Below are 21,812 nucleotides of genomic sequence, written 5' to 3' on the forward strand. Positions count from 1 at the left end.
CGAGGGGGTCTGGGGGAGACTGATAACGTGTTGATCGGTGTTGGCCAGTTGTGGATCGAAGCGCGGTCCGAAGAGCAAGCGTAACTCGGCTGCGATCTCACGCCAGGCGAAGATGGGCTTTGCGGCCATCTTCTCCACGATGCGCTGCTGGGCCAAGAAGAGCAGTTTGAGCAGGGCCATGTCGTTCTCGAAGACGCGCTTGGTCTTGGTGTATTTGCGCAACTGGGCATGGAAGCCCTCGATGGGGTTGGTGGTGTAGATCAGCCGCCGGATACGCTCGCTGTACCGGTATTGGCTGGCCAGAAGCGGCCAGTTGATGCGCCAGGAGTTCACCGCTTGCGGATAGCGCTCGCCCCATTTGTCGCTGAACACTTCCAGTGCTTGCAGGGCACGCTCCTCGTTGGGTGCCCGGTAGATGGCCCGCATGTCCTTGACCACTTCCTTGTAGTGCTTGTAGCTCACGTACTTCAAGGTGTTGCGCACCTGATGCACAATGCACAGCTGGATGTCGCTCTGCGGGTACACCAGCGCGATGGCCTCGGAGAAGCCGCTGAGGTTGTCGATGCACGCGATCAGCATGTCCTCCACCCCGCGCTGGCGTAGGTCGTGCAGCACGCTCAGCCAGAACTTGGCGCCTTCGTGCTGGCCAACGTAGAGGCCAAGCAGGTCCTTGTGGCCATCGGGGCCCACGCCAAGGGCGGTGTAAACGGCTTTGTTCACCACGCGACCCTCTTCCTTCACCTTGAAATGGATGGCATCGAGCCATACGATGGCGTAACGCGCTTCCAAGGGGCGCTGCCGCCATGCCTGCACATCGGCGACCACCTGGTCGGTCACCGCGCTGATGGTGGCTTCGCTCACTTCGATGCCGTAGAGGTCGCGCACATGGTCGCTGATGTCGCGCTGGCTCATCCCCAGTCCATAGAGCTTGATGATCTTCAGGTCCAGCTCGGCGTTCAGAACCCGTTCCCGTTTAGGCAGCAGCAGTGGGTCGAAGGTCCCGTTCCGGTCCCGCGGGGTGGCGATGTCCACCTCCCCGTGTGCGGTCTTCACCCGCTTGCGGCCGTGCCCGTTGCGCCGGTTGGCCTTGCCGGTGTCCTCTTCCAGATGCGCGCTCAGCTCTCCCCGTAGGGTGGCTTCCATCAGCCGTTTTACCAAGGGCGTCAGCACCCCTTCGCTGCCGCTGAGCGGCTTGCCCAGAAGCAATTGCTTCATGGCCTCCTTCTCGAAGGCTTCGTAATCGAACTTGTCCGTCTTGTCTTCCATGGGTCAGGGTTTGAAGTTCGCAACTCCGGCCTGACACACTTTACTGAACAGTCTCTGCACTGGCACATCCCAACCTTGATTGCTCGCCTCGCCCATGCTGCAATCTATGCTCAACACCGGACTGCATGGGCGTTCCCCCGCGCATCCTCGCGTATCACACCTCCCCGCCCTCGCTCGTGTAGTACACTTCGTTCGTTGATCTCAGCAGGAATACCGCCGCACTTGCTCGCGTGTTGCACTGTGGGGGTTGATCGCACTCGGCTGCCGCTCGGCTTCGCAAGCAGCCGCTCGGCTCAACACTTTGCGATTGCTGGGTTTGCGCGTGCCGATTGGCTTTCGGTCGTGGGCTTGTGGCCCCGTGATCATCCCTTTTCCTCAGCAGCGCGTTGCGCATTGGCCCACAAGCCCCCTCCCCCTCGTCCAATATGATGAGCCCCCTACAGGCATCTTCGCCCAAACCACCTCGTCCATCCCTTGAACCGCTCAACGGTCTTGCCCTATGCGCACAACCATCGCCCTTGCCCTGCTCCTTTCCACAGCAACGCAGGCCCAGCACAATTGGCAGTGGGACATCTGTCCGGACTTCACGGTAACGGACATCAACGGCAACAGCCACAACCTCTACAGCTACCTGGACCAGGGCTACACGGTCTATCTCGACATCGCCGCGACATGGTGCATCACGTGCTGGGAGATCCACACCAGCGAAACCCTCGACAGCCTCTACCTGCTCTATGGTCCTGGAACGCCGGAGAACAAGGTGATGGTGCTACTGATCGAATCGGATGCGAACACGGGGTTGAACGAATTGCAGGGCATCAGCGGTGCCACCCAAGGCGATTGGATTACCGGCACGCCCTACCCCATCATCGACGATGCCTCGGTGATCTCCCTGCTGCAATGCCCCGGCTATGGGCACGTGCATGCCATCTGCCCGAACAGGCAGGTGATCGGCGGCTGGCAGTACACCACCGCCCAGATGTGGCAGGATGCACAGTACTGCGCGATGTACACGGCCACCACACAGAACGATGCCACCTTGAGCTACATCCCCGACCATGGGATCTGCGATGGTTCGGCGCCACAGATCAACATCCGCCTGCAGAACACCGGCACCAATACCCTCTCCTCCGCCGCTATTGAGACAACGGTCCACTACCACCAGGACCAAACGAACGCCACCGCCGTGGACACCTTTTTCTGGAGCGGTGCCCTTGCCACCTACGCCTATGAGGAACTCACCGTTGCCCAGGTGCCAGTGGATATCGGCCTGCACACGGCCGGCATCCGGCTCTTGGACCCCGATGACAAACCCCAGAACGATCTGATCCACCAAGGCTTGAGTTCCAGCGCCGTAGCGCCGGGCACCACTGTGAACATGGAGTTCCTTACCGACAACGACGCCGAGCAGACGTTCTGGTCGCTGCGCCGGTTCCCCGATGCGATGGTCATTGACGAAGTAGCGCTGGGTGCCTACGCCGACAACACCACCTACCAATACACCTGGCAGTTGGACAACAACACCTGCCACTACCTGCTGTTGCAGGACATGGGCGGCAATGGCCTCGCTGACCCAGCGTATGTGAAGCTCTCCGTGAACGGCACCGTCTTCGCCGATATCCAGGACTTCCTCTTCAACGCGGACCAGATCGAATTCCTGACCGATGTGCAAGCCGGTGTGGGCGAGGCCCCGCCGCCAACCACCTTGTTGCTCGCCCCGAACCCGATGGACGAGCAGACCGTGCTCGACCTGTCCGGCATGGAAGGGCGGCTGCTACTGCGCTTGATGGATGCAGCAGGACGCTTGGTGCGCAAGGAGACCTTGATGGCTGGAAGCACTGTGGTGCTGGCACGTAACGGACTTGCTGCCGGGTGTTACACCGTGCTGGTATCCGGTGGCGGGAGCGCTGGGCGCGCGCAGGTGGTGATGCGGTGAGTATCGGAGAGGTGCTGAGGAAGAGTGCAGCAACCCGTGGCACGGGACCACGGGCTTTACGCCCCCCGGAGCTGTGGCGGTGCTAGCTCACGCTTTGAAAGCTTCAGGAAAGTGTTTGCGTAGCTCTCTTAAAATCACCAAGGTTGCTGTGGCCTCAGAGCGCAAGCGGAGACTGTTCAGTAAAGTGTGTCAGGCCGGAGTTGCGAACTTCAAACCCTGACCCATGGAAGACAAGACGGACAAGTTCGATTACGAAGCCTTCGAGAAGGAGGCCATGAAGCAATTGCTTCTGGGCAAGCCGCTCAGCGGCAGCGAAGGGGTGCTGACGCCCTTGGTAAAACGGCTGATGGAAGCCACCCTACGGGGAGAGCTGAGCGCGCATCTGGAAGAGGACACCGGCAAGGCCAACCGGCGCAACGGGCACGGCCGCAAGCGGGTGAAGACCGCACACGGGGAGGTGGACATCGCCACCCCGCGGGACCGGAACGGGACCTTCGACCCACTGCTGCTGCCTAAACGGGAACGGGTTCTGAACGCCGAGCTGGACCTGAAGATCATCAAGCTCTATGGACTGGGGATGAGCCAGCGCGACATCAGCGACCATGTGCGCGACCTCTACGGCATCGAAGTGAGCGAAGCCACCATCAGCGCGGTGACCGACCAGGTGGTCGCCGATGTGCAGGCATGGCGGCAGCGCCCCTTGGAAGCGCGTTACGCCATCGTATGGCTCGATGCCATCCATTTCAAGGTGAAGGAAGAGGGTCGCGTGGTGAACAAAGCCGTTTACACCGCCCTTGGCGTGGGCCCCGATGGCCACAAGGACCTGCTTGGCCTCTACGTTGGCCAGCACGAAGGCGCCAAGTTCTGGCTGAGCGTGCTGCACGACCTACGCCAGCGCGGGGTGGAGGACATGCTGATCGCGTGCATCGACAACCTCAGCGGCTTCTCCGAGGCCATCGCGCTGGTGTACCCGCAGAGCGACATCCAGCTGTGCATTGTGCATCAGGTGCGCAACACCTTGAAGTACGTGAGCTACAAGCACTACAAGGAAGTGGTCAAGGACATGCGGGCCATCTACCGGGCACCCAACGAGGAGCGTGCCCTGCAAGCACTGGAAGTGTTCAGCGACAAATGGGGCGAGCGCTATCCGCAAGCGGTGAACTCCTGGCGCATCAACTGGCCGCTTCTGGCCAGCCAATACCGGTACAGCGAGCGTATCCGGCGGCCGATCTACACCACCAACCCCATCGAGGGCTTCCATGCCCAGTTGCGCAAATACACCAAGACCAAGCGCGTCTTCGAGAACGACATGGCCCTGCTCAAACTGCTCTTCTTGGCCCAGCAGCGCATCGTGGAGAAGATGGCCGCAAAGCCCATCTTCGCCTGGCGTGAGATCGCAGCCGAGTTACGCTTGCTCTTCGGACCGCGCTTCGATCCACAACTGGCCAACACCGATCAACACGTTATCAGTCTCCCCCAGACCCCCTCGTTGAAAACCCAACTACATCAACAACATCAGTGATCAAGATCGTGACACACTTAATCTAACAGACCCCCAGTGCATCGTGCTCTGCAAGCCCTGCCGTCGTTAGACCATTATCTCAGCCGGTTGAGCGCACTTCGCGAACGAGACCTGTCGGAAGCTACCACCGCGGAGATCAAGCAAGCATTTTTCGATGCTGTCGTCATTTGTCCGTTCGTAGCGGCCCGCATCAAGTCGAGTGACATTGGCCGTGCTTTCTACCGTGCCCGGAAGAACCCCGGCAATCCGGACGACCCTTCGCAATACAGCTACCCGAACCCCGACCAAACCAAAGTGCATCGCCTTCGTGCAAACCTCGAAGACCGACCGGTGTTCTACGGGTCGGATCTGCCCTTCACTGCCTTCTTGGAAGTTCGACCTGGTCCAGGGGACGAAGTGTTCCTCAGCGAGTGGTCGTTGCATTGCACCCGCCAGATTCTCCAACTCGGATTTCTGCCTGGCAATATGCCCTCGCACAACCCGTGGTTTAGATATGCTGTCAACCAGCATCTGGCCGTTGCACGACACACGGAATCATTGGGGGCTTACGGCGGCCACATTGAAAATCTGTACCAGTATGTAGCCCACCTGTTTGCTGAGGAGGAATCACCATATCCTCTCTCTTCCATGCTAGCCGATAGCTCCCTCTACGGTGATGACGTCGACTGCATCGTGTACCCGAGCCAGGGAATGCGCAGCGAACAATGCAACATCGCTGTCCATCCAAGAGTCATCGATGCATTCGGGGAGCTACAGCGAGTAGCACGTTTGGAGGTTGTTCGTGTGGAACAGACGTATCGCTACAAGCTCCACCAAGTGGGGTATCCTCGGAACGGAAAAATCCAATGGGAAGCCCCGACCCGGGCGAATACCAACTGGAACGGGATTAAGCTGCTTCCCTTCGACCAGCGCGGAGAGATGTAACAAGTGATTCCCCTAGCAGCAGCTCGCGTGAAGCGACAAGCTCGCGGAACGCACTTGGGCCAACGCTCGGCTGTGCCGAGCGTTCTTCGGTCGCGCGCCTTGGGTCTCGCACCGCCTCGGGTTCAGAGCAACGCACGCGCTTGGGTCGGCCTGTGTGTGGGCTGGCCTTGCACGTGCCGAGTGCAGCCCACTGAACAACTAGGCCTTCCTCGGGACCTGGTTCGCCCGCAAGTTCTTCGCCGCCATCTCCACCGTCGTCGCGATCCGCTTTTTCCGGGTCTCCTCGGTCTTGGCGCTCGTCACCCAATGCAGGATGATCTTCTTGGCGCTGGGCGGGAAGACGTTGAAGTGCTTCTGCGCGGTCTTGCTGCGGGCAAGGGCCTTGGCCAGGTCGGCGGGCATTTCCATCCGGTCAATGCTGGTGAGCGTATGCCATGAGCCATCGGCCTTGGCCGCTTCCACCTTCGCAAGGCCGGCGGGGGTCATGAGCTTTTGCGCCACCAGCCGTTCCACGTGCGCCTTGTTGATGGCGCTCCATACGCTGCCCGGCTTGCGCGGGCTCAGGTAGTGCATGGTGCGGTCGGCATCCAGCTTGCGCGGCGTGCTGTCGATCCACCCGAAGCAGAGCGCCTCCTGCACCTTGTCCTCGAAGCTGAGGTACTTGTCAGCGACGTGCTTCTTGTAGGTGATGAGCCAGATGCCTTCGGGGCGCTTGTGATGCTTCTTCAGCCACGCGCGCCACTCGGCGCGGCTGTGCACCTGCACCTGTTCCAGGGTGTCGAGCTTGCTCGCCATTCACATGCCGGGGATCACCACCACCTCGTAGCCGTCCAAACTGAAGGTGGCCGCATCAACCGCAGTAGTGCTCAGCTCGTGCACGTTGCACACCACGCGCTCCTTGCCATCAGTCGATAGCCACTCGTACTCCAGCGGGAAGCCGTTCAGCTTGCTGACTTCCGCGGCCACGTCGCGGTCGCCCATGTCCACGCTCTTCGCGATGTCCTTCATCGGCGAGGTGAGCTTCATGGCCACCCAACCCGTCCAGGTGCCCTTGGTGCTGGTGCCGATCACCTTGGTGCACAGGTGCCCGTCGATGGTCTTGGTCTCCCGCGTCACGGTCACTTTCACTTCCGGGTTGGGGGCATCCTGCGCTTGACCGGTCATCACCATCTTCTTCTTCTTGCTCTTCATGGCCATGCGTTTGCCACTGGCGTCGGCCATCAGCATGTATTGCCACTTGCCCTTGTGGTCGGTGAGCAGCTTCATGCCTTCGCTGGGCTGACCGGGCAGGGCCATCTGCACCATGCTCATCTCCGGGCTGCTCCAGTAGCGCATGTTCATGGGGCTGTCCTTCTTCTCGGCGCCGTTCTCGAACAGGTGCGTCTCCATGCGGAAGCTGCCGGTGAACGCGTTGGGCACGAAGGGGTCGTTATCGTCCTCCATGCGCATGTTCAACCCTTGCTGCTGCAGGATGGCGTTCATGTCCACCTGGGCGTGCAGGGCATTGGCCAACAGGACGAAGCCGAGGGCAGGAAGCGTTTTCATGGGCGGAGTTCTGTGCCCAAAGTAACGGAGGCGAGGGCCCCTTGAGCGTGCAATCCCGTGGGCTGCCCAACACAAAGGTCACACGGAGGCACGGAGACACGGAGGATCCTGAACGACAGCATGGCAGGGGCGCTCCGTGTCTCCGTGCCTCCGTGTGCGATACCAGCCTCCATGGTGTGCAGCGTTACCGATGGACCCTCGGCCAACTGACCGTTGTGTCTATCACGCGAATAAAAGCCCGAGGGTCTTACTCCGCCTTGTACAACAACACCACCACCGCATTCTGCTCATCCATCAACCGCAAGGCCAGCCGCTCGTTCGTGAGCGTATCCACCGCGAAGCGCTGCACGCCTCCGGCACTGCTGTCCATCAGGTGCAGCTCGCTGGCCGTCTCCATTTTCCAAGCGCCTTGTGTCTGCGCGCCAGGACCGGTCATGGTGTACGTGCCATCGTCCTTCAAGTGCATGCGGATGCCGGCATCCTTCGGGAAATCGGGGTCCAGACTGCCATTGAAGGAAATGCCCGTGGCGAGCCAGGGGCGGGCGATGGGAGCGGAGGGTGCGCTTTCCGCAGCGACCACTTCGGATGTTCCAATCGTTGGAACCGCCGGGGCTTGAGACGTCGGAGACTTGTTCTCGTTCGCACAGCCAAGAAGGCTCAGGACGATGAGGATAAGTGGCACCGTCGTTTTCATGCATGCTCAGATCACGCCATCCTTCATCACCAGCTTCCGGTCCGCCATGTCGGCCAGTTCTTCGTTGTGGGTGACGATCACGAAGGTCTGGCCGAGCTCCTTGCGCAGGTCGAAGAAGAGCTGGTGCAGCTCGCGGGCGTGGGCGCTGTCCAGGTTGCCGCTGGGTTCATCGGCGAGCACAACACTGGGGCTGTTGAAGAGGGCGCGGGCCACGGCAACCCGCTGCTGCTCGCCGCCGCTCATCTGACCGGGCTTGTGCTCTTTGCGTTCGGCCACGTTCAAGCGGGCCAATAGTTCTTCGGCACGCGGCGCACAATCGCCCATGCTGCGTCCGGCGATGAGGCCAGGCATCATCACGTTCTCCAAGGCCGTGAATTCCGGCAGCAGGTGGTGGAACTGGAACACGAAGCCGATGTGCTTGTTGCGGAAGGCGCTCAGTGCCCGTGTGCCCAGCTGGCCGATGTCCGCACCGTCGATGGCCAACGTGCCGCTGTCCGACTTGTCGAGGGTGCCGATGATCTGCAGCAGGGTGCTTTTGCCCGCGCCGCTGGCCCCCACGATGCTCACCACTTCGCCCTTCGCCACGTGCAGGTCAACTCCTTTGAGCACTTCCAGGGTGCCATAACGCTTGCGGATGCCGTTAGCGGTGATCATGCTGTGCAAAGAAGGCGAATCGACCCGTGCAAAGTGTTCAAAGCCATCACCTTACTTCGCCGCCCGAAACGAACGGACCGATGAACCTTCACGAGTACCAAGGCAAGAGCATCCTTCAGAAATACGGTGTCGCCATCCAGCGTGGTCTGGTGGCCTACAACGCCGACGAGGCCGTGGACCAGGCCAAGCGCTTGAGCCAGGAGACCGGTACCAAGTGGTGGGTGGTGAAGGCGCAGATCCACGCCGGTGGCCGTGGCAAGGGCGGTGGCGTGAAGCTGGCCAAGAGCATCGATGAGGTGCGCGAGAGGAGCGAGGCCATCATCGGCATGATGCTGAAGAGCCCGCAGACGCCCCCGCAGGGCAAGAAGGTGCACAAGGTGCTCATCGCCGAGGATGTGTACTACCCCGGCCCCAGCGAAACGAAGGAGTACTACATGAGCGTGCTGTTGGACCGCGCTAGCGGCCGCAACGTGATCGTGTACAGCACCGAGGGCGGCATGGACATCGAGGAGGTGGCCGAGCACCATCCCGAGAAGATCCTGAAGGAGTTCGTGGACCCGCGCGTGGGCCTGCGTCCCTTCCAGTGCAACAAGATCGCGACGGCCTTGGGCGTTACCGGCCCGGCCAAGAAGGCCATGAGCAAGTTCGTGGCCGACCTCTACAAGGCCTACGAAGGCTGCGATGCGGCCATGTTCGAGATCAACCCCGTGCTGAAGACCAGCGACGACAAGGTGATCGCCGTGGACGCCAAGGTGCGCCTCGATGGCAATGCCCTCTACCGTCACCCGGACTACGCCGAAATGCGCGACAAGACCGAGGAGGATCCCATTGAAGTGGAAGCCGGCGAAGCGGGCCTCAACTACGTGAAACTCGACGGCAACGTGGGTTGCATGGTGAACGGCGCTGGCCTGGCCATGGCAACAATGGACATCATCAAGCTGAGCGGTGGCGAGCCGGCCAACTTCCTCGATGTGGGCGGCACGGCCGATGCAGCGCGCGTGGAGAAGGGCTTCCGCATCATCCTGAAGGACCCCAGCGTGAAGGCCATCCTGGTGAACATCTTCGGCGGCATCGTGCGCTGCGACCGCGTAGCGCAGGGCGTGGTGGACGCCTACAAGAACATCGGCGACATCAAGGTGCCCATCATCGTGCGTCTGCAAGGCACTAACGCCAAGGAGGCCAAGGACCTCATCGACAAGAGCGGCCTGAAGGTGCTCAGCGCGGTGGCCTTGCAGGAGGCAGCGGACCGGGTGAAGGAGGTGTTGAAGTGATCATCTCATTTTCTGATCGGTACTTCCTTCTCGTAAGCTCTCCGTGCTTTACCTCTGAAGTACACCTCTCCGCAATACGTGTAGCCCTGCTTGTCCAAGATGCGCAGCATGGGCGCATTGTCGAAGTTGGTGTCCACCTTGATGCTCGGCACGCCGCGTTCACGGCATAGATCCTCCACCATGCGGAAGAACGCCGTGGCAATGCCCTTGCCCTTGGCTTGTGGCGAAACGGCTATGCGGTGCAGCACCGCATACGGTCCGTTGGTGAGCCAACGCCCTTCAATGGTTTCGTACGCGGGTTCGGGTTCGAAGAGAATCGCCGCGTAGAGCAGCAGTTCGCCGTTCTCTTCCAGCACGTAGGCCGCGCCGCGGTCCAGGTCGCTTTGCACGGTGTCCGGGTTGGGGTAACCGTCCTGCCATTGGGTGCTACCGTCCAAGCGCCGCTGCTCGATGGCGTATTGCAGGATGGTCCAGACGGCGGAAAGCTCCGAGGCTTGTGCGGGGCGGAGGACCATGGCTTAGGCGAAGATGGTGCGCAAAAGAAAACCATGTCCATGTGCCCATGTGTTCATGTGTCCATGCGACCATGAGCACATGGCCGCATGGACACATGAACTACACCCCCCCGCCAATGCCGCGGCCATCACCACCATCAATATCAGCAGCGGCAGCTCGGCCACGGTGAGCCGGGCCAGCAGTGTTGTCTTCCCAAGGTCGATGAGACCACCTTGCTTGCGCGCGCGCCGACAACGGATGAGCATGATCATCGGGTAGAGCTCCAGGAGGAACACGATGGTGAAGAGCGTCATCTTGCCAAGGAACCAGTGGCTGTCCAGGTAGTAGGCTGTGCCCTTCTCATAGCCACCGAAAGCCCGCACGAGACCGGTCACGAGCCAGATGATGACCGCAAAGCCGTACCAGTTGTCCGCAGCGAAAACGTCGGGTAGATCGGCAGTGGACTTCGTCCGTTTCAGCGCTCGCCAACGGCCATACACAGCAGCAATGCCGATGGCCAATGCGATGAGGTGCAGTACGGCCAGCCAGAAACGCAGGGTCATCATTGCGCACCGAAAGTAGCGGCGCTCATTCCAAGGTGCCTTTGCCACCGGCCATGAAGGCATGCATGGCTTCAGCATCGCCAACGAGCCAGATGAGGTCGTCCTGCGCGAACACCGCATCGCTCTCGGGGTTGATGATGCGCTCGTCGCCGCGTTCGATGCCCGTCACCAGTGAGCGGCCCATTTCGCGTATGCCCGATCTGCGGATGCTGAGCCCGATGAGCGGGGAGCGGGGTATCACGCGGTACTTCTCCAACTGGATGTCGGTCTTCTCCACCAAGGACTCCTCAACGTTCGGTTCGGCCGTCAGGGTCTTGTTCGCTTCGGCGAGCTGCTCATCCGTGCCGATGAGCACGAGGTTGTCGCCGGGGAGCAAACGTTCGTCGCGTGGAGGCACCGGTATGGTCCGCTCACCGCGTTCGATGAGCGCCACGTTCACCCCGAAGCGTTCGCGCAGCCGCAACTCGACAAGGCTTCTGCCCACCGCTTCCGAAGCAGGTGGCAACTCCAGCTCGGCCAAATGCAGGTCCCACGGTGCCAGCGCAGGCCGTTGCTTGCGGCGTTCACGTTGGTAGAAATTCAATAGGAAGTGCTCCTCCACGCGTTGGTAGAAGGACTGGAGCCGTGTACGCAGGATGAGCATGGCAGCCACGAGGACGATGAGCGCAGCGATGAACGCGGTGCCCGTCCCGAAGAACTCGTTCACGAGGATCGCCAACACCACTATGGCCACTGAAAGGCGCACGACCTCAATTGCCGCCAGCGGCCCGCGGAGCGATCGTTTGTTCAGCCAGAGGTGCCGGTAAGCATCGCGCTGGATGCGCCGGAACGACATGGCCCAGATGCACGGAACAATGGCCAATAAGGTGATCAGTCCGGCAATGAACCTACCGTCGAACCAACCGAAGCCGGGTTCGAGCCGGGGCGGCAGGTACCGGCTTCCGATGAAGATCAGCGCCAGGGAAAGCAGCAGGAACGCAGCCAGATTGAGCCCATAAGCGCGCAACAGTTTCCGCCAGTCGCTGGTCACTTTCACCTGTTCGGTCTGCTGGCTGTACCGTTCGACGGCAGCCACCCAAGCCGAGGGCAGCTTGCGTTCCAATAGCGAACTTGTGTTCGATGACGCGCGGATCATGAACGGTGACACGAACGTGGTGACGACGGACACGGCCACGGCAATAGGGTAGAGGAGAGGGCTGGTGACCCCCAACGAAACACCCAGCGTTGCGATGATGAACGAGAACTCCCCGATCTGCGACAGGCTCATGCTGGCCTGCACGGAGCGCTTCAACGGTTGCCCGGCCAGCAGGGCGCCCAGTCCGCTGCTCAGCGGTTGCCCGATGAGGATCACGGCGCTGATGAGCAGCACGGTGGGCCACTCCGCCACCAGCACTTGCGGGTCGATGAGCATGCCAACTGAAACGAAGAACACCGCGCCGAAGAGGTCCTTCACCGGCATCAGCAGGTGCTCGATGCGCTCGGCCAGTAGCGTCTCCGCCAGGATGCTCCCCATGATGAAGGCCCCCAGCGCCGCGCTGAACCCGGCCAGTGATGCCAGGTAAGCCATGGTGAGGCACAGGGCGATGGAGACGATCAGCAGCATCTCGTCGTTCATGAACCGGCGCGTGCGGTCGAGCAGTGTGGGGATCAGCACAATGCCACCAACGAACCACAGCATGAGGAAGAACCCGAGCTTGCCCAATTCCAGCATCAGCTCACCACCGCTGAACTGCTGGCTCACGGCCACTGTGCTCAGCAGCACCAACAACAGGATGGCCACCAGGTCTTCGATCACCAGCACCCCCACAACAAGCCGTGCGAACGCTTGCGTCTTCAAGCCCAGCTCGTCGAAGGCACGGATGATGATGGTGGTGGAACTGATCGACAGGATGCCGCCGAGGAAGAGGCTGTCCATGCTGCTCCAGCCCAAGGCTTGGCCCGTTGCATAGCCGGCGCACAGCATGAAGGCCACGGTGGTCAATGCGGTAACAGCCGCAGCGCCGCCCACCTGCGCCAGTTTCTTGAAGCTGAACTCCAAACCGAGCCCGAACAGCAGGAAAATGACGCCGATCTCGCTCCAGGTCCGCACGTTCGCTTCATCGATCACCGTGGGCATGAAGGCCACGTGAGGGCTTACCAGGAACCCGGCAATGATGTAGCCCAGCACCACGGGTTGTTTGATCCGCTTGAACACCAGCGTCGTCACAGCAGCCACGGACAGGATCAGTCCGAGGTCGGTGATGAAGGGTGGCAGGTGGCTCATCGGAGTGCGCGAAGTGGCTTCGGCACAAGGTAGGTCCGGCGGTAGCGCGGTCCTACGGTGACTCCGGCAGCGGCCTCCAGTGCGTCACATCGTCGAAGAACTTGTTGCTGCCACCTTCGCCCAGCCAGAAATGCGGACTGCCCGCGTAGCCGGTCTTCGTGGGGTTCTTCAGGAAGTGCTCGTGCGCGAACTTCATGATGACGGCATGGCGTTCCTCGCTTGCTCCTGTTTTGCCGGGCAGAAAGACGGTGTTCTTGGGCAGCCAGCACAGTACACGCTCGCCGTCCTGCGGCAAGCGCTCGGCTGTGCTGATCCAGCCGGTTGCGGCGCTCATGCGAGTTCGGGGTGTTGGGCACGCAGGCGGTCGAGGCGCGGATGGACCACAGCGGTCCATATCGGTGGTACAAGGCTCAGCAGCATCATGCCAGGATAGCCCGTGGGCAGCTGCGCCCCGGCTTCAACGCCTTCCAGCACTTGGTACTTCTTGCTGGCCGTGTGATGGTGGTCGCTGTGGCGCGTTAGTTCGAAGAGCACGATGCGGCCAAGGGGATGATCGCTGTTCCACGAATGCGCATGCTGCACGCGGCCATAGCTGCCATCGGCGCGCGCCACGCGCATCAGACCGTAGTGCTCGATGTAGTTCACGGTTTCCAACAAGAGCACACCGATGCCCGCCGCCGCAAGGAAGGCCAGCAACGTGAACGTGCCGAAGGCCCACCAAACCGCAATGCAGAATAGCAATTGGAGCGCGCTGTACCGCAGCATTTCATTGTGGTGGCTCCACACGCCAAGTCCGGCCTTCCGCAGCCGTCCAGTTTCAATGCTCCATGCGCTCATCCAACTGAAGACGATGGTCCGCACCCAGAACGAGTAGAGCATTTCACCCCTGCGTGCGGTAGCGGGATCCTTCGGTGTGCCCACGTGCCTATGGTGGCCACGGTTGTGCTCCACAATGAAGTGCATGTAAAGCGAAGAGAGCAGAAGCGCCCGGGCCATGTTGCGCGCGCTCCGTTTGGCGCGGTGGCCGAGCTCGTGCGCCACGTTGATGCCGTAAACCCCGCAGAGCATGCCCATGGTGGCGATGCGCCCCGCGACTTCCCAAACGTTCAGGCCCGGTTCGTTGATGGTGAAGAAGAACAGGACGAGCAGGCCCCAGTGGATGGGCACAATGGCGTACACGATCCAGTCGAACAACGGCTCGCGCAGTGCGGCGGCTTCCTCTTCTTCAGTGTAGGCGCTGTGCTTTGCTGGCAGCAGGGCATCAGCCAATGGCACAAGTGCAAAGCCGTACAGCGGAAAGCCCCAGCACCACAGCCCATGTCCCAGCAAGCCCGCAAGCCCGAGCAGAGGGCCGATCAAGGCGAGCAGGAACAAGCAAGCGCGACCCCGTGCCGCTTTCCGGGCAGTGGGTGACAATGCAGGTGCATCAACCTTCACCATGCGCCCAAAAGTAGCCGCTCACTGGCGGCACCCCGGCTACATTAGCGGCCCTTTGAACGGAACCAACGACATGAACAGAGCCAGTATGGCACCCGTGGCGGCCGCCTTGGCCGTTTCAGCCTCAGCGCAAATGAGGCCCATCGAGTTCACCGAATTCGACCTGGACAACGGCCTGCACGTCATTCTCCACGAAGATCACAGCACGCCCATCGTCAACGTGAGCGTGATGTACCACGTGGGCAGCAAGAACGAACAGCCCGATCGCCGTGGCTTCGCGCACTTCTTCGAGCACCTGCTGTTCGAGGGCTCGGCAAACATCGAGCGGGGCGAATTCAGCAAGTACGTGGAGAAGGCCGGTGGCGTGCTGAACGCCAATACGAACGGCGACCGCACCTATTACTACGAGGTGTTGCCGAGCAATCAGCTCGAACTGGGCTTGTGGCTCGAGAGCGAACGCATGCTGCACGCCAAGGTGGACCAGAAAGGCGTGGATACGCAGCGTGAGGTGGTGAAGGAGGAGCGGCGCCAGCGCTATGAGAACCAACCCTACGGCAGTATTCTCATTGAAGTGCTGCAGCGGGCTTACGCGAAGCATCCCTATCAGTGGCCCACCATCGGCTTCATGGAGGACCTGAACGCGGCCAGCGAAGCCGACTACCAGAATTTCTACCGCACCTTCTACGTGCCGAACAACGCCGTGCTGGTGGTCGCAGGCGATATCAAGCCCACCGAGGCCAAGGACCTGGTGAAGAAGTACTTCAATGGCATCCCGAAGGGGAAGGACATCCCGGAAGTGACCGTGGTGGAGCCGGAGCTCGGAAGCGAGGTGCGCGACATCGTCAAGGACAACATCCAGCTGCCCGCGGTGGTGCAGGCTTACCGGATACCGGCCAACGGTACGGACGACTTCTACGCTGTTGACATGTTGAACCGGCTGCTGAGCAACGGTAATTCGTCGCGCTTGCAGCGGCGCTTGAAGGACCAGGAAGAGAAGGCCCTGTTCGTTGGCTCGTTCAGCCTGCCGTTCGAGCATCCCGGACTGGCCATCGCCTTCGCGGTTGCCGCGGTGGGTGTGGATCCCGACAGTGTTGAAGCCAGTATGAACGACGAGTTCGCTCGCGCGGGCAAGGAGCCCGTGAGCGAGGCCGAACTCGCCAAGCTGAAGGCCCAGTTGGAGACGGAGTACGTGCAGGCGAACAGCCGGATCACCGGCGTGGCCGAGAACCTGGCCAGCGCTTACACCTTCCACGGCGGCACGAAGCAAGTGAACACCGAATTGGCACGCTACCTGGCCGTTACCGCCGCTGACATCCAGCGGGTGGCCAAGCAATATTTCGTTCCGCAGAACCGCGTGGTGTTGCACTACGTTTCCCAAAACGCACAGAACTGATGGCCCGCTTTTCAGCCCTCCTCGCGGCGGCCGTCCTCCTTCCCGCAATGACGACCGCACAAATAGACCGCACCAAAGCCCCGAAACCCGGTCCAGCGCCCAAGGTGCAGGTGGGCAAGCACAGCACCTTCATGCTCGACAACGGCATGCGGGTGATCGTGGTGGAGAACCACAAACTGCCCACCATCAACGTGCAGGTGAAGTTCGATGTGGAGCCTTTCCTGCAAGGGACTTCCACCGGCTACCAAGACCTCGTTGGCGAGCTTCTCACCAGCGGCACGCGCCGGCATACAAAGGCCCAACTCGATGAGGAAGTGGACGCGATGGGCGCCACGCTGAGCGGATCGGCCGATGGTGTGTATGCCAGCGGCCTGAAGAAGCACTTCACGCCGCTGATGAACCTGGTGTATGAAGTGGTCAGCAGCGCCAGCTTCCCGGTGGACGAATTCGAGAAGGCGAAGACGCGCATGCTCAGCGGCATCCAAAGCCGCAAGGACGACCCTGATGCCATTGCCGATCTGGTGGGCCGTTCGCTCACCTTCAGCAAGGGGCACCCGTACGGTGAAGCAGCAACGGAGAAAACCGTGCAGGCCATCACGCGGAAACAGGTGGATGCGTACTACCGTCGCTTCTTCAAACCGGCGAACAGCTACCTCGTTTTCGTTGGTGACATCACTCTGGCGGAAGCACAGGACGCTGCCAAGAAGTACTTCAGCATGTGGGCCGTGAACACCGTGAGCGAACCCGTGTTGGGTCCGGACGGTGTGGAGGTCGTGGAGGGATTGGGCCCCATCCGTACCGTGAACAAACCGCCTGTGGCGCCTGCGCAACGGCGTGTCGCATTGGTGGACCGTCCTGGTGCTGCACAATCGCTGATCCGGGTGGTGTTCCCAGTGCACTTGCACCCTTGGGACCCCGATGCAGTGGATGCCCAGGTGCTCAACACCATCCTCGGTGGTGGTGTGTTCAACGCACGCCTGATGCAGAACCTGCGGGAGCGCAATGCCTTCACCTACGGGGCATACAGCAGCCTCGATGCTGATCGCTATGCCGGCAGCTTCAGCGCCGGTGCAAGTGTGCGCACAGCAGTAACGGACAGCGCGGTGAACGAGTTCATCGTGGAGATCGAGAACATCCGCCTCAACCCTGTCCGGGAGGATGAACTATCGTTGGCCAAGAGCTACTTGGCTGGCAGTTTCGCTCGTTCGCTGGAGGATCCGCGCACCATTGCACGCTTCGCCCTCAATACGTACTTGTACGGTCTGAAGCCGGATCACTATGACACCTACTTGCAACGCTTGGACACGGTTTCCATCGCAGGGGTGCAGGCTGCCGCGCGCAAGTTCCTCACCCCCGACAACAGCAGCGTGCTGGTGGTGGGCGACCGCGAGAAGGTGGCAAACGGGCTTGTGCAGTACAGCTTCGAGAAACAGGTGGTGCTGTACGACATCAATGGCGATGTGTTCAAGGAGACGGTGCAACCACCGCCGGCGGGAATGAAGGCCGAGCAAGTGCTGGAGGCCTACTTCTCCGCTATCGGTGGGAAGAGCAAGCTGTTGGAGGTGCGCGACCTGAAGACCACCATGAACGCAACTGTGCAAGGCATGACGGTGACCGCGACGACCTGGAACAAGGCAGGGAACAAATACGCAAGTGAGATGAAGGCCGGTCCAATCACCTTACAGAAGACCGTATACGATGGTGTGCGCGGGATCACCGTTGGTCAAGAAGGCAAGAAAGAACTGGTGGACCTGGAACTGGAGGAGATCGCCTTCGAGGCACCCGCGTTCCCGGAGCTGACCTACCAGCGCATGGGCCGGCTGATCCTTAGTGGTATTGCCGACATCGAAGGTGAAGAGTGCTACAAGATGACCTTGCTGCTTGACAACGGCAGCCAGCTCACGGAGTATTACAGCAGAACGACATCGCTGAAAGTGCGCCAAGTAAGGATGAAGCAGACAGCCGAAGGTGTAATTACGGTGACCACCGGATTCAAGGATTTCCGGCCCGAAGGCGGTATCCTCTTCCCCCACCTCATTGAGCAAACGGCCGGTATGAGCTTCGCTTTCGTGGTGAGCGAGGTATTGGTCAACAAGGGTGTGGGCGACGGTGTGTTCCTCGTTGAATGATGCCAAGGACCTGAACGAACAAGGGCGCTCAACGGCGCCCTTGTCCGTTGAAGCCGATGTACCGGTCCAGAAGGACCTGTGTGATGGCTTGACCTCTTGCCAGTTGCTCCGACTTGTCCGCGTTGGCGCGCGTGTCGCCGAGCTGTTCCAAGTAGCGCTGCGCGACGTTGTCCCAAACGAGCGTCCGTTCATCCGTTGCAATGCCGAAGCCGTCGTCGAAGCTCCAATAGGCGAAGTGAGGACCGGGGCCGAGCAGGTCATGGCCCCACGGGATAGGGCTGTGCAATAGGCCGAGCTGGTTCAGCACCGTGGTTGCCATGTCGCTGTGGGAGCCGAACGTGGTGTTGCGCCCACCTCGCATCTCCGGGGATAGCGCGGGTCCTGTCAAAAGCAACGGGATGTGGTGCCGCGCAGCTTCGAACGGTTGGCGATAGAGGGGGAGGAAATGCCCGTGGTCCGGCACGATGATGAAGAGTGTGTTCTCATACCACGCTTCCTGCTTGGACTTTTCCATGAACCAGCCAAGCCATTCATCGGTGTAGTGCACCGTGTTGCGATAGCGGTCGGGTTCGCGCTTGCCGGTGAACGGGCTCTTCACATCCGCGATGAAGGGCTCGTGGTTCGTTGCGGTCATCAGCACGTTCACGAAGGGCTCCTGCATGCCGCGCATGTCCTCCAACGCGAAGGCGAAGAGGTCTTCGTCGTAAGCGCCCCAGCGTGTGCGTTGTTTTCCGGGAATCGTGGTCTCGTCGTGGATGACGTCGAACCCCATGGCCTGGAAGTAGGTGCGTGTGTTCGCGAACGTCACATCCCCACTGTACGTGTAACGGCTGTTGTATCCGGCGCTATCAAGGGTACGCACCAGGCTTGGCAGTTGGTCGAACTTCCCGAACTGGCGCACGATGGTCGTCTTCGGTTGCGACGGGAAGCTGCTCAAGATCGCGCACAGGCCTTGCTCCGTGCGGAAACCCGTGCTGTAGAAATTGGTGAACAGCAAGCCTTCGTTGCACAGCCGGGTGAAGTTGGGCGACACATTGGGCTCGCCGCCGATGGGCGCTGTTACATCACCGCTCCAACTCTCCAACAGGACCAGTACGATGTTCGGTCGGTCGGTGGTGAGGATCTTTCGTGCAGGTGCGGTCGGTGCTGGATAGGCTTTGGACACGCTGGCTTCCGCATCTTCGGAAGTCAGATATGAGTATGGGTTCGACGCATATTCCGCAGGCGTAAAGAGCACATCGAGCACGTTCCATGTGCCGTTCACCGCCGCGAGGTTCAGCACCTGTTTGTCCGAGAAGTAGGCCCAGCTCCGGCTGATGGGATAGTCCTGCCATCCACCACGGATCGCCAGGACCACCAGACCCGGTAGGAAGAGCACCAGTGGGATGCGGGCCATGAAGCTTGAACCTGCAACCGGTTCCTTGAGCCGCGACTTTCCCAGCAGCCACAAAGCGACCACGAGCAAAAGGAAAACCGCCAACGAAGGCCACAGTACCGGTGCACCGCCGGCAGCGGCCATGGCTTCGTCGGGATAAACGAGATAGGAGAGGGCCTTATGGTTGATGCGGGTGCCCCATGCAGCAAACAAGCCGATATCGCTGACGGTTACCAAGGAACACAACACGAGCAGCGCGACCTGCAGCCAATGCGCCAAGTTCCGGAAGAAGGCGCCAGCGGTAAAGGCACCGATGCACCAGCACAGCACCGGCAGTGCGAGCATGTAGCCGGCCGCGCTGAGGTCCATGCTCAAGCCATTGGCGAACGTTTGGCACCATTCACCGGCCGATGCTTGGAACGAATACGTGTGCCCGAACAACAGGAAGACCAACCGATGAGCGCTGAAGAAGCCGAGCCAGAGCGCAACGCAACGGAGCATGAGCACGACATGGAAAGGGACGGCACGCATCTACTTCACGCCTTTGGTCCAGCGGCCTCCTAGGTATTGCAGCCAAGTGGGGTGGTGCCAGAGCTTACTGTCCATTTCGTTGGTCACGCTCGACAGCCCACCACCAGCAGCTTGGTCCAGAGCCACTTCCAGCAGTTCCAAGCCTTTGGCGAGCTGGAGCATCGGATAAGTGGTGAAGTTGTCCTCGGCGCTGTGCGCGACCCTGGCTTGTGCGACGATGCTGCCGGTGTCGATGCCGCTGTCCACGCGATGCACGGTCACACCTCCATGCTCCGCGTCATTGTTATAGAGCGCCCAGTAGAGCCCGTGTATCCCACGGTAACGTGGCGTGATCCCGGCATGGACGTTCAGGAACGGAACACCGACCGCGCTGAGCACCTTCGGCGAAATGATGCGCGTCCCGCTCACCACGACGATCGTGGGTTCCAAGTTCCGCACGGCATCAATGGCTTCATCGGAGTTGATGGACACTACACGCTGTGGGCCCAACCCGGTCGCCTCAGCATCGCTCAGGTCATGTCGTTCGAGGATGCTCGCTTTGCGGGCACCACCTTCCCGTCGCAACCACGGCACAATGCCATAGACGAAAGCAAGTTGACCGAGCATCTTCCACCAACCGATACGACCTGCCCGTCGGCGCATCAACAACCATTTGTCCTGCGGGCCCTCCATGACCACGCCCACGAGATCAGGGCGGTTGCGCAGACGGTTGAGCAGGATGTTCGTTGGTGCACCCGGCCCAGCCACCACAACAACTCGCTGCGGGCTCATGCCAAGCTGGGTTCGATGCGTTGCGCCACCTGCCACATGGTCTCGGAACGCATGCCTTTCGTTCGTTCCAAGCTCCTGAAATGTTCCAGCGCTTTCCGCAGGAAGGCGATGTTGTCTTGAAGGTCTACACCGAAGTTGTGCGGGTGCCACCAGAGGTGATAAATGCCATGGCGCTCCGCCGCATTGGTCATGCTCTTGGTAATGCGCCTCGATCGCAAAGGTTCAAGCATGCCCAGCTGCTTCGACACCGGCCGGAGGAACCGACTGGCGGGCACGTTCACCGGAAGCGTCCCTTTCAGCTCGTCAACACGCGGTGTATGGTGACCTGTGACATTCACGTAATGGTCCAGCAATCGAATGGCACGCCGCAATGGTGTGCGACCACTATCGGGCACCGGCCGGTGCACCCAGTGGTCCTCATTGCCCCGGTAGCACTTCAGCCCTTGTTCAGCGCATGCTTCCAAATAGGTTGGCGCATACTGGTTGCGCGGGAAAACGATGCTGCGGATCATATGCCCTTGCTCTTTCGCAACGGTATTGGCGCATGCCAGATCCGCCTTGAACTGCTCAACGGTCTGGCCGGGTTCCAGGCAGTAGTAATGAGACCACGTGTGCGTGGCGATCTCGTGCTGTCGGCGGGCTGCTATCATATGCAGCGGGCTGGTGCCGAAGTGGTGCGGGTCATCGGCTTCGCTCTGGCCGACCTGCCCGAAGTGACCATTGAACGGGGAGAGGTTGGCGTCCGCATAGCTCGGCTTCAAGGCCGGTGAAGCACTGAGCATGCCCTGCTTGTCGGGTTTGAACAAGAGACCGACCGTAGCGAACGTTGCCCGCACCCCGAACTCATCGAACAGATCGAGCATGGCGGGAATGGCCTCCTTTACGCCACGCACATGCGCACCATAGTCAGCTATCGTGCGGTGGTCGCGAACGCCCCACATCAGCTCGAGATCGAGCGAGATGACGAAAGACCCGTACTGCGAAGGACCGGCGGACATAGCTGCGGCCGAAAGTAGCCGTGCCGGATCGTCATCTTTGCCGCC

Annotated in this window: 17 protein-coding genes and 2 pseudogenes; 6 read left to right on the forward strand and 13 right to left on the reverse strand. The window is 60.8% G+C overall.

Annotated features, from left to right (window positions below):
- Positions 1-69: 69 nt before the first annotated feature.
- Positions 70-1,266 (reverse strand): annotated as a pseudogene (locus IPJ76_16415) (IS256 family transposase).
- Between the two features lie 499 nt (positions 1,267-1,765).
- Between IPJ76_16415 and IPJ76_16420 the strand changes: the two are divergent.
- The 3 genes and pseudogenes from IPJ76_16420 (at position 1,766) to IPJ76_16430 (ending at position 5,648) form a co-directional block, all read left to right on the forward strand.
- Entirely contained in the window at positions 1,766-3,202 is a 1,437-nt protein-coding gene (locus IPJ76_16420) for a hypothetical protein (protein QQR86164.1), read from the forward strand.
- A gap of 223 nt (positions 3,203-3,425) precedes the next feature.
- A pseudogene (locus IPJ76_16425) lies at positions 3,426-4,622 on the forward strand (IS256 family transposase).
- 189 nt (positions 4,623-4,811) lie between these two features.
- Positions 4,812-5,648: an RES domain-containing protein gene (locus IPJ76_16430; GenBank protein ID QQR86165.1), complete on the forward strand. Its 837-nt coding sequence runs from the start codon at positions 4,812-4,814 to the stop codon at positions 5,646-5,648.
- A 198-nt stretch (positions 5,649-5,846) separates the two neighbouring features.
- Here the strand turns inward: IPJ76_16430 and IPJ76_16435 are convergent, their stop codons facing one another.
- The 4 genes from IPJ76_16435 to IPJ76_16450 form a co-directional block, all read right to left on the reverse strand.
- A complete protein-coding gene (locus IPJ76_16435; GenBank protein QQR86166.1) occupies positions 5,847-6,443 on the reverse strand; it encodes a YdeI/OmpD-associated family protein in 597 nt (198 codons plus the stop codon).
- Positions 6,444-7,193, reverse strand: coding sequence for a DUF4412 domain-containing protein (locus tag IPJ76_16440; protein ID QQR86167.1), 750 nt, complete (start codon positions 7,191-7,193; stop codon positions 6,444-6,446).
- A gap of 247 nt (positions 7,194-7,440) precedes the next feature.
- Positions 7,441-7,887 (reverse strand): hypothetical protein, encoded by a 447-nt coding sequence (locus IPJ76_16445; GenBank protein QQR86168.1) that lies wholly within the window; start codon positions 7,885-7,887, stop codon positions 7,441-7,443.
- Positions 7,888-7,893: 6 nt separating this feature from the next.
- Positions 7,894-8,541 carry an ABC transporter ATP-binding protein gene (locus tag IPJ76_16450; protein ID QQR86169.1) on the reverse strand — a complete coding sequence of 216 codons (648 nt, stop codon included), beginning with the start codon at positions 8,539-8,541 and terminating at the stop codon, positions 7,894-7,896.
- 80 nt (positions 8,542-8,621) lie between these two features.
- Between IPJ76_16450 and sucC the strand changes: the two genes are divergently transcribed.
- The gene (gene sucC / locus IPJ76_16455) at positions 8,622-9,812 is read left to right on the forward strand and encodes an ADP-forming succinate--CoA ligase subunit beta (GenBank protein ID QQR86170.1); all 1,191 of its coding nucleotides are present in this window, start codon (positions 8,622-8,624) and stop codon (positions 9,810-9,812) included.
- Positions 9,813-9,817: 5 nt separating this feature from the next.
- On the opposite strand, the gene IPJ76_16460 is transcribed toward sucC, so the two are convergent.
- The 5 genes from IPJ76_16460 to IPJ76_16480 are packed head-to-tail and all read right to left on the reverse strand — an operon-like array spanning position 9,818 to position 14,573.
- Positions 9,818-10,327 carry a GNAT family N-acetyltransferase gene (locus IPJ76_16460; protein QQR86171.1) on the reverse strand — a complete coding sequence of 170 codons (510 nt, stop codon included), beginning with the start codon at positions 10,325-10,327 and terminating at the stop codon, positions 9,818-9,820.
- A gap of 3 nt (positions 10,328-10,330) precedes the next feature.
- Positions 10,331-10,873, reverse strand: a complete 543-nt coding sequence (locus IPJ76_16465) for a DUF2214 family protein (protein QQR86172.1) — start codon at positions 10,871-10,873, stop codon at positions 10,331-10,333.
- A 22-nt stretch (positions 10,874-10,895) separates the two neighbouring features.
- Complete coding sequence (locus IPJ76_16470; protein ID QQR86173.1) at positions 10,896-13,133, reverse strand: cation:proton antiporter; 2,238 nt, start codon at positions 13,131-13,133, stop codon at positions 10,896-10,898.
- Between the two features lie 52 nt (positions 13,134-13,185).
- A complete protein-coding gene (locus tag IPJ76_16475) occupies positions 13,186-13,467 on the reverse strand; it encodes a DUF551 domain-containing protein (GenBank protein ID QQR86174.1) in 282 nt (93 codons plus the stop codon).
- Positions 13,464-14,573, reverse strand: a complete 1,110-nt coding sequence (locus IPJ76_16480) for an alkane 1-monooxygenase (GenBank protein QQR86175.1) — start codon at positions 14,571-14,573, stop codon at positions 13,464-13,466. Before IPJ76_16480 ends, IPJ76_16475 begins: the two co-directional genes overlap by 4 nt.
- A 70-nt stretch (positions 14,574-14,643) precedes the next feature.
- Here IPJ76_16480 and IPJ76_16485 point away from each other — a divergent pair, with 70 nt between their 5' ends.
- The gene (locus IPJ76_16485) at positions 14,644-15,963 is read left to right on the forward strand and encodes an insulinase family protein (GenBank protein QQR86176.1); all 1,320 of its coding nucleotides are present in this window, start codon (positions 14,644-14,646) and stop codon (positions 15,961-15,963) included.
- Positions 15,964-16,010: 47 nt separating this feature from the next.
- Positions 16,011-18,092 (forward strand): insulinase family protein, encoded by a 2,082-nt coding sequence (locus IPJ76_16490; protein QQR86177.1) that lies wholly within the window; start codon positions 16,011-16,013, stop codon positions 18,090-18,092.
- Positions 18,093-18,120: 28 nt separating this feature from the next.
- Here the strand turns inward: IPJ76_16490 and IPJ76_16495 are convergent, their stop codons facing one another.
- The 3 genes from IPJ76_16495 to IPJ76_16505 are packed head-to-tail and all read right to left on the reverse strand — an operon-like array spanning position 18,121 to position 21,767.
- The gene (locus tag IPJ76_16495; protein QQR86178.1) at positions 18,121-19,998 is read right to left on the reverse strand and encodes a sulfatase-like hydrolase/transferase; all 1,878 of its coding nucleotides are present in this window, start codon (positions 19,996-19,998) and stop codon (positions 18,121-18,123) included.
- Positions 19,999-20,769 (reverse strand): formyl transferase, encoded by a 771-nt coding sequence (locus IPJ76_16500; GenBank protein ID QQR86179.1) that lies wholly within the window; start codon positions 20,767-20,769, stop codon positions 19,999-20,001.
- The gene (locus IPJ76_16505) at positions 20,766-21,767 is read right to left on the reverse strand and encodes a polysaccharide deacetylase family protein (protein QQR86180.1); all 1,002 of its coding nucleotides are present in this window, start codon (positions 21,765-21,767) and stop codon (positions 20,766-20,768) included. Before IPJ76_16505 ends, IPJ76_16500 begins: the two co-directional genes overlap by 4 nt.
- Positions 21,768-21,812 lie beyond the last annotated feature (45 nt).

It is taken from the genome of Flavobacteriales bacterium, from assembly GCA_016699575.1.
Lineage (GTDB): Bacteria > Bacteroidota > Bacteroidia > Flavobacteriales_F > PHOS-HE28 > PHOS-HE28.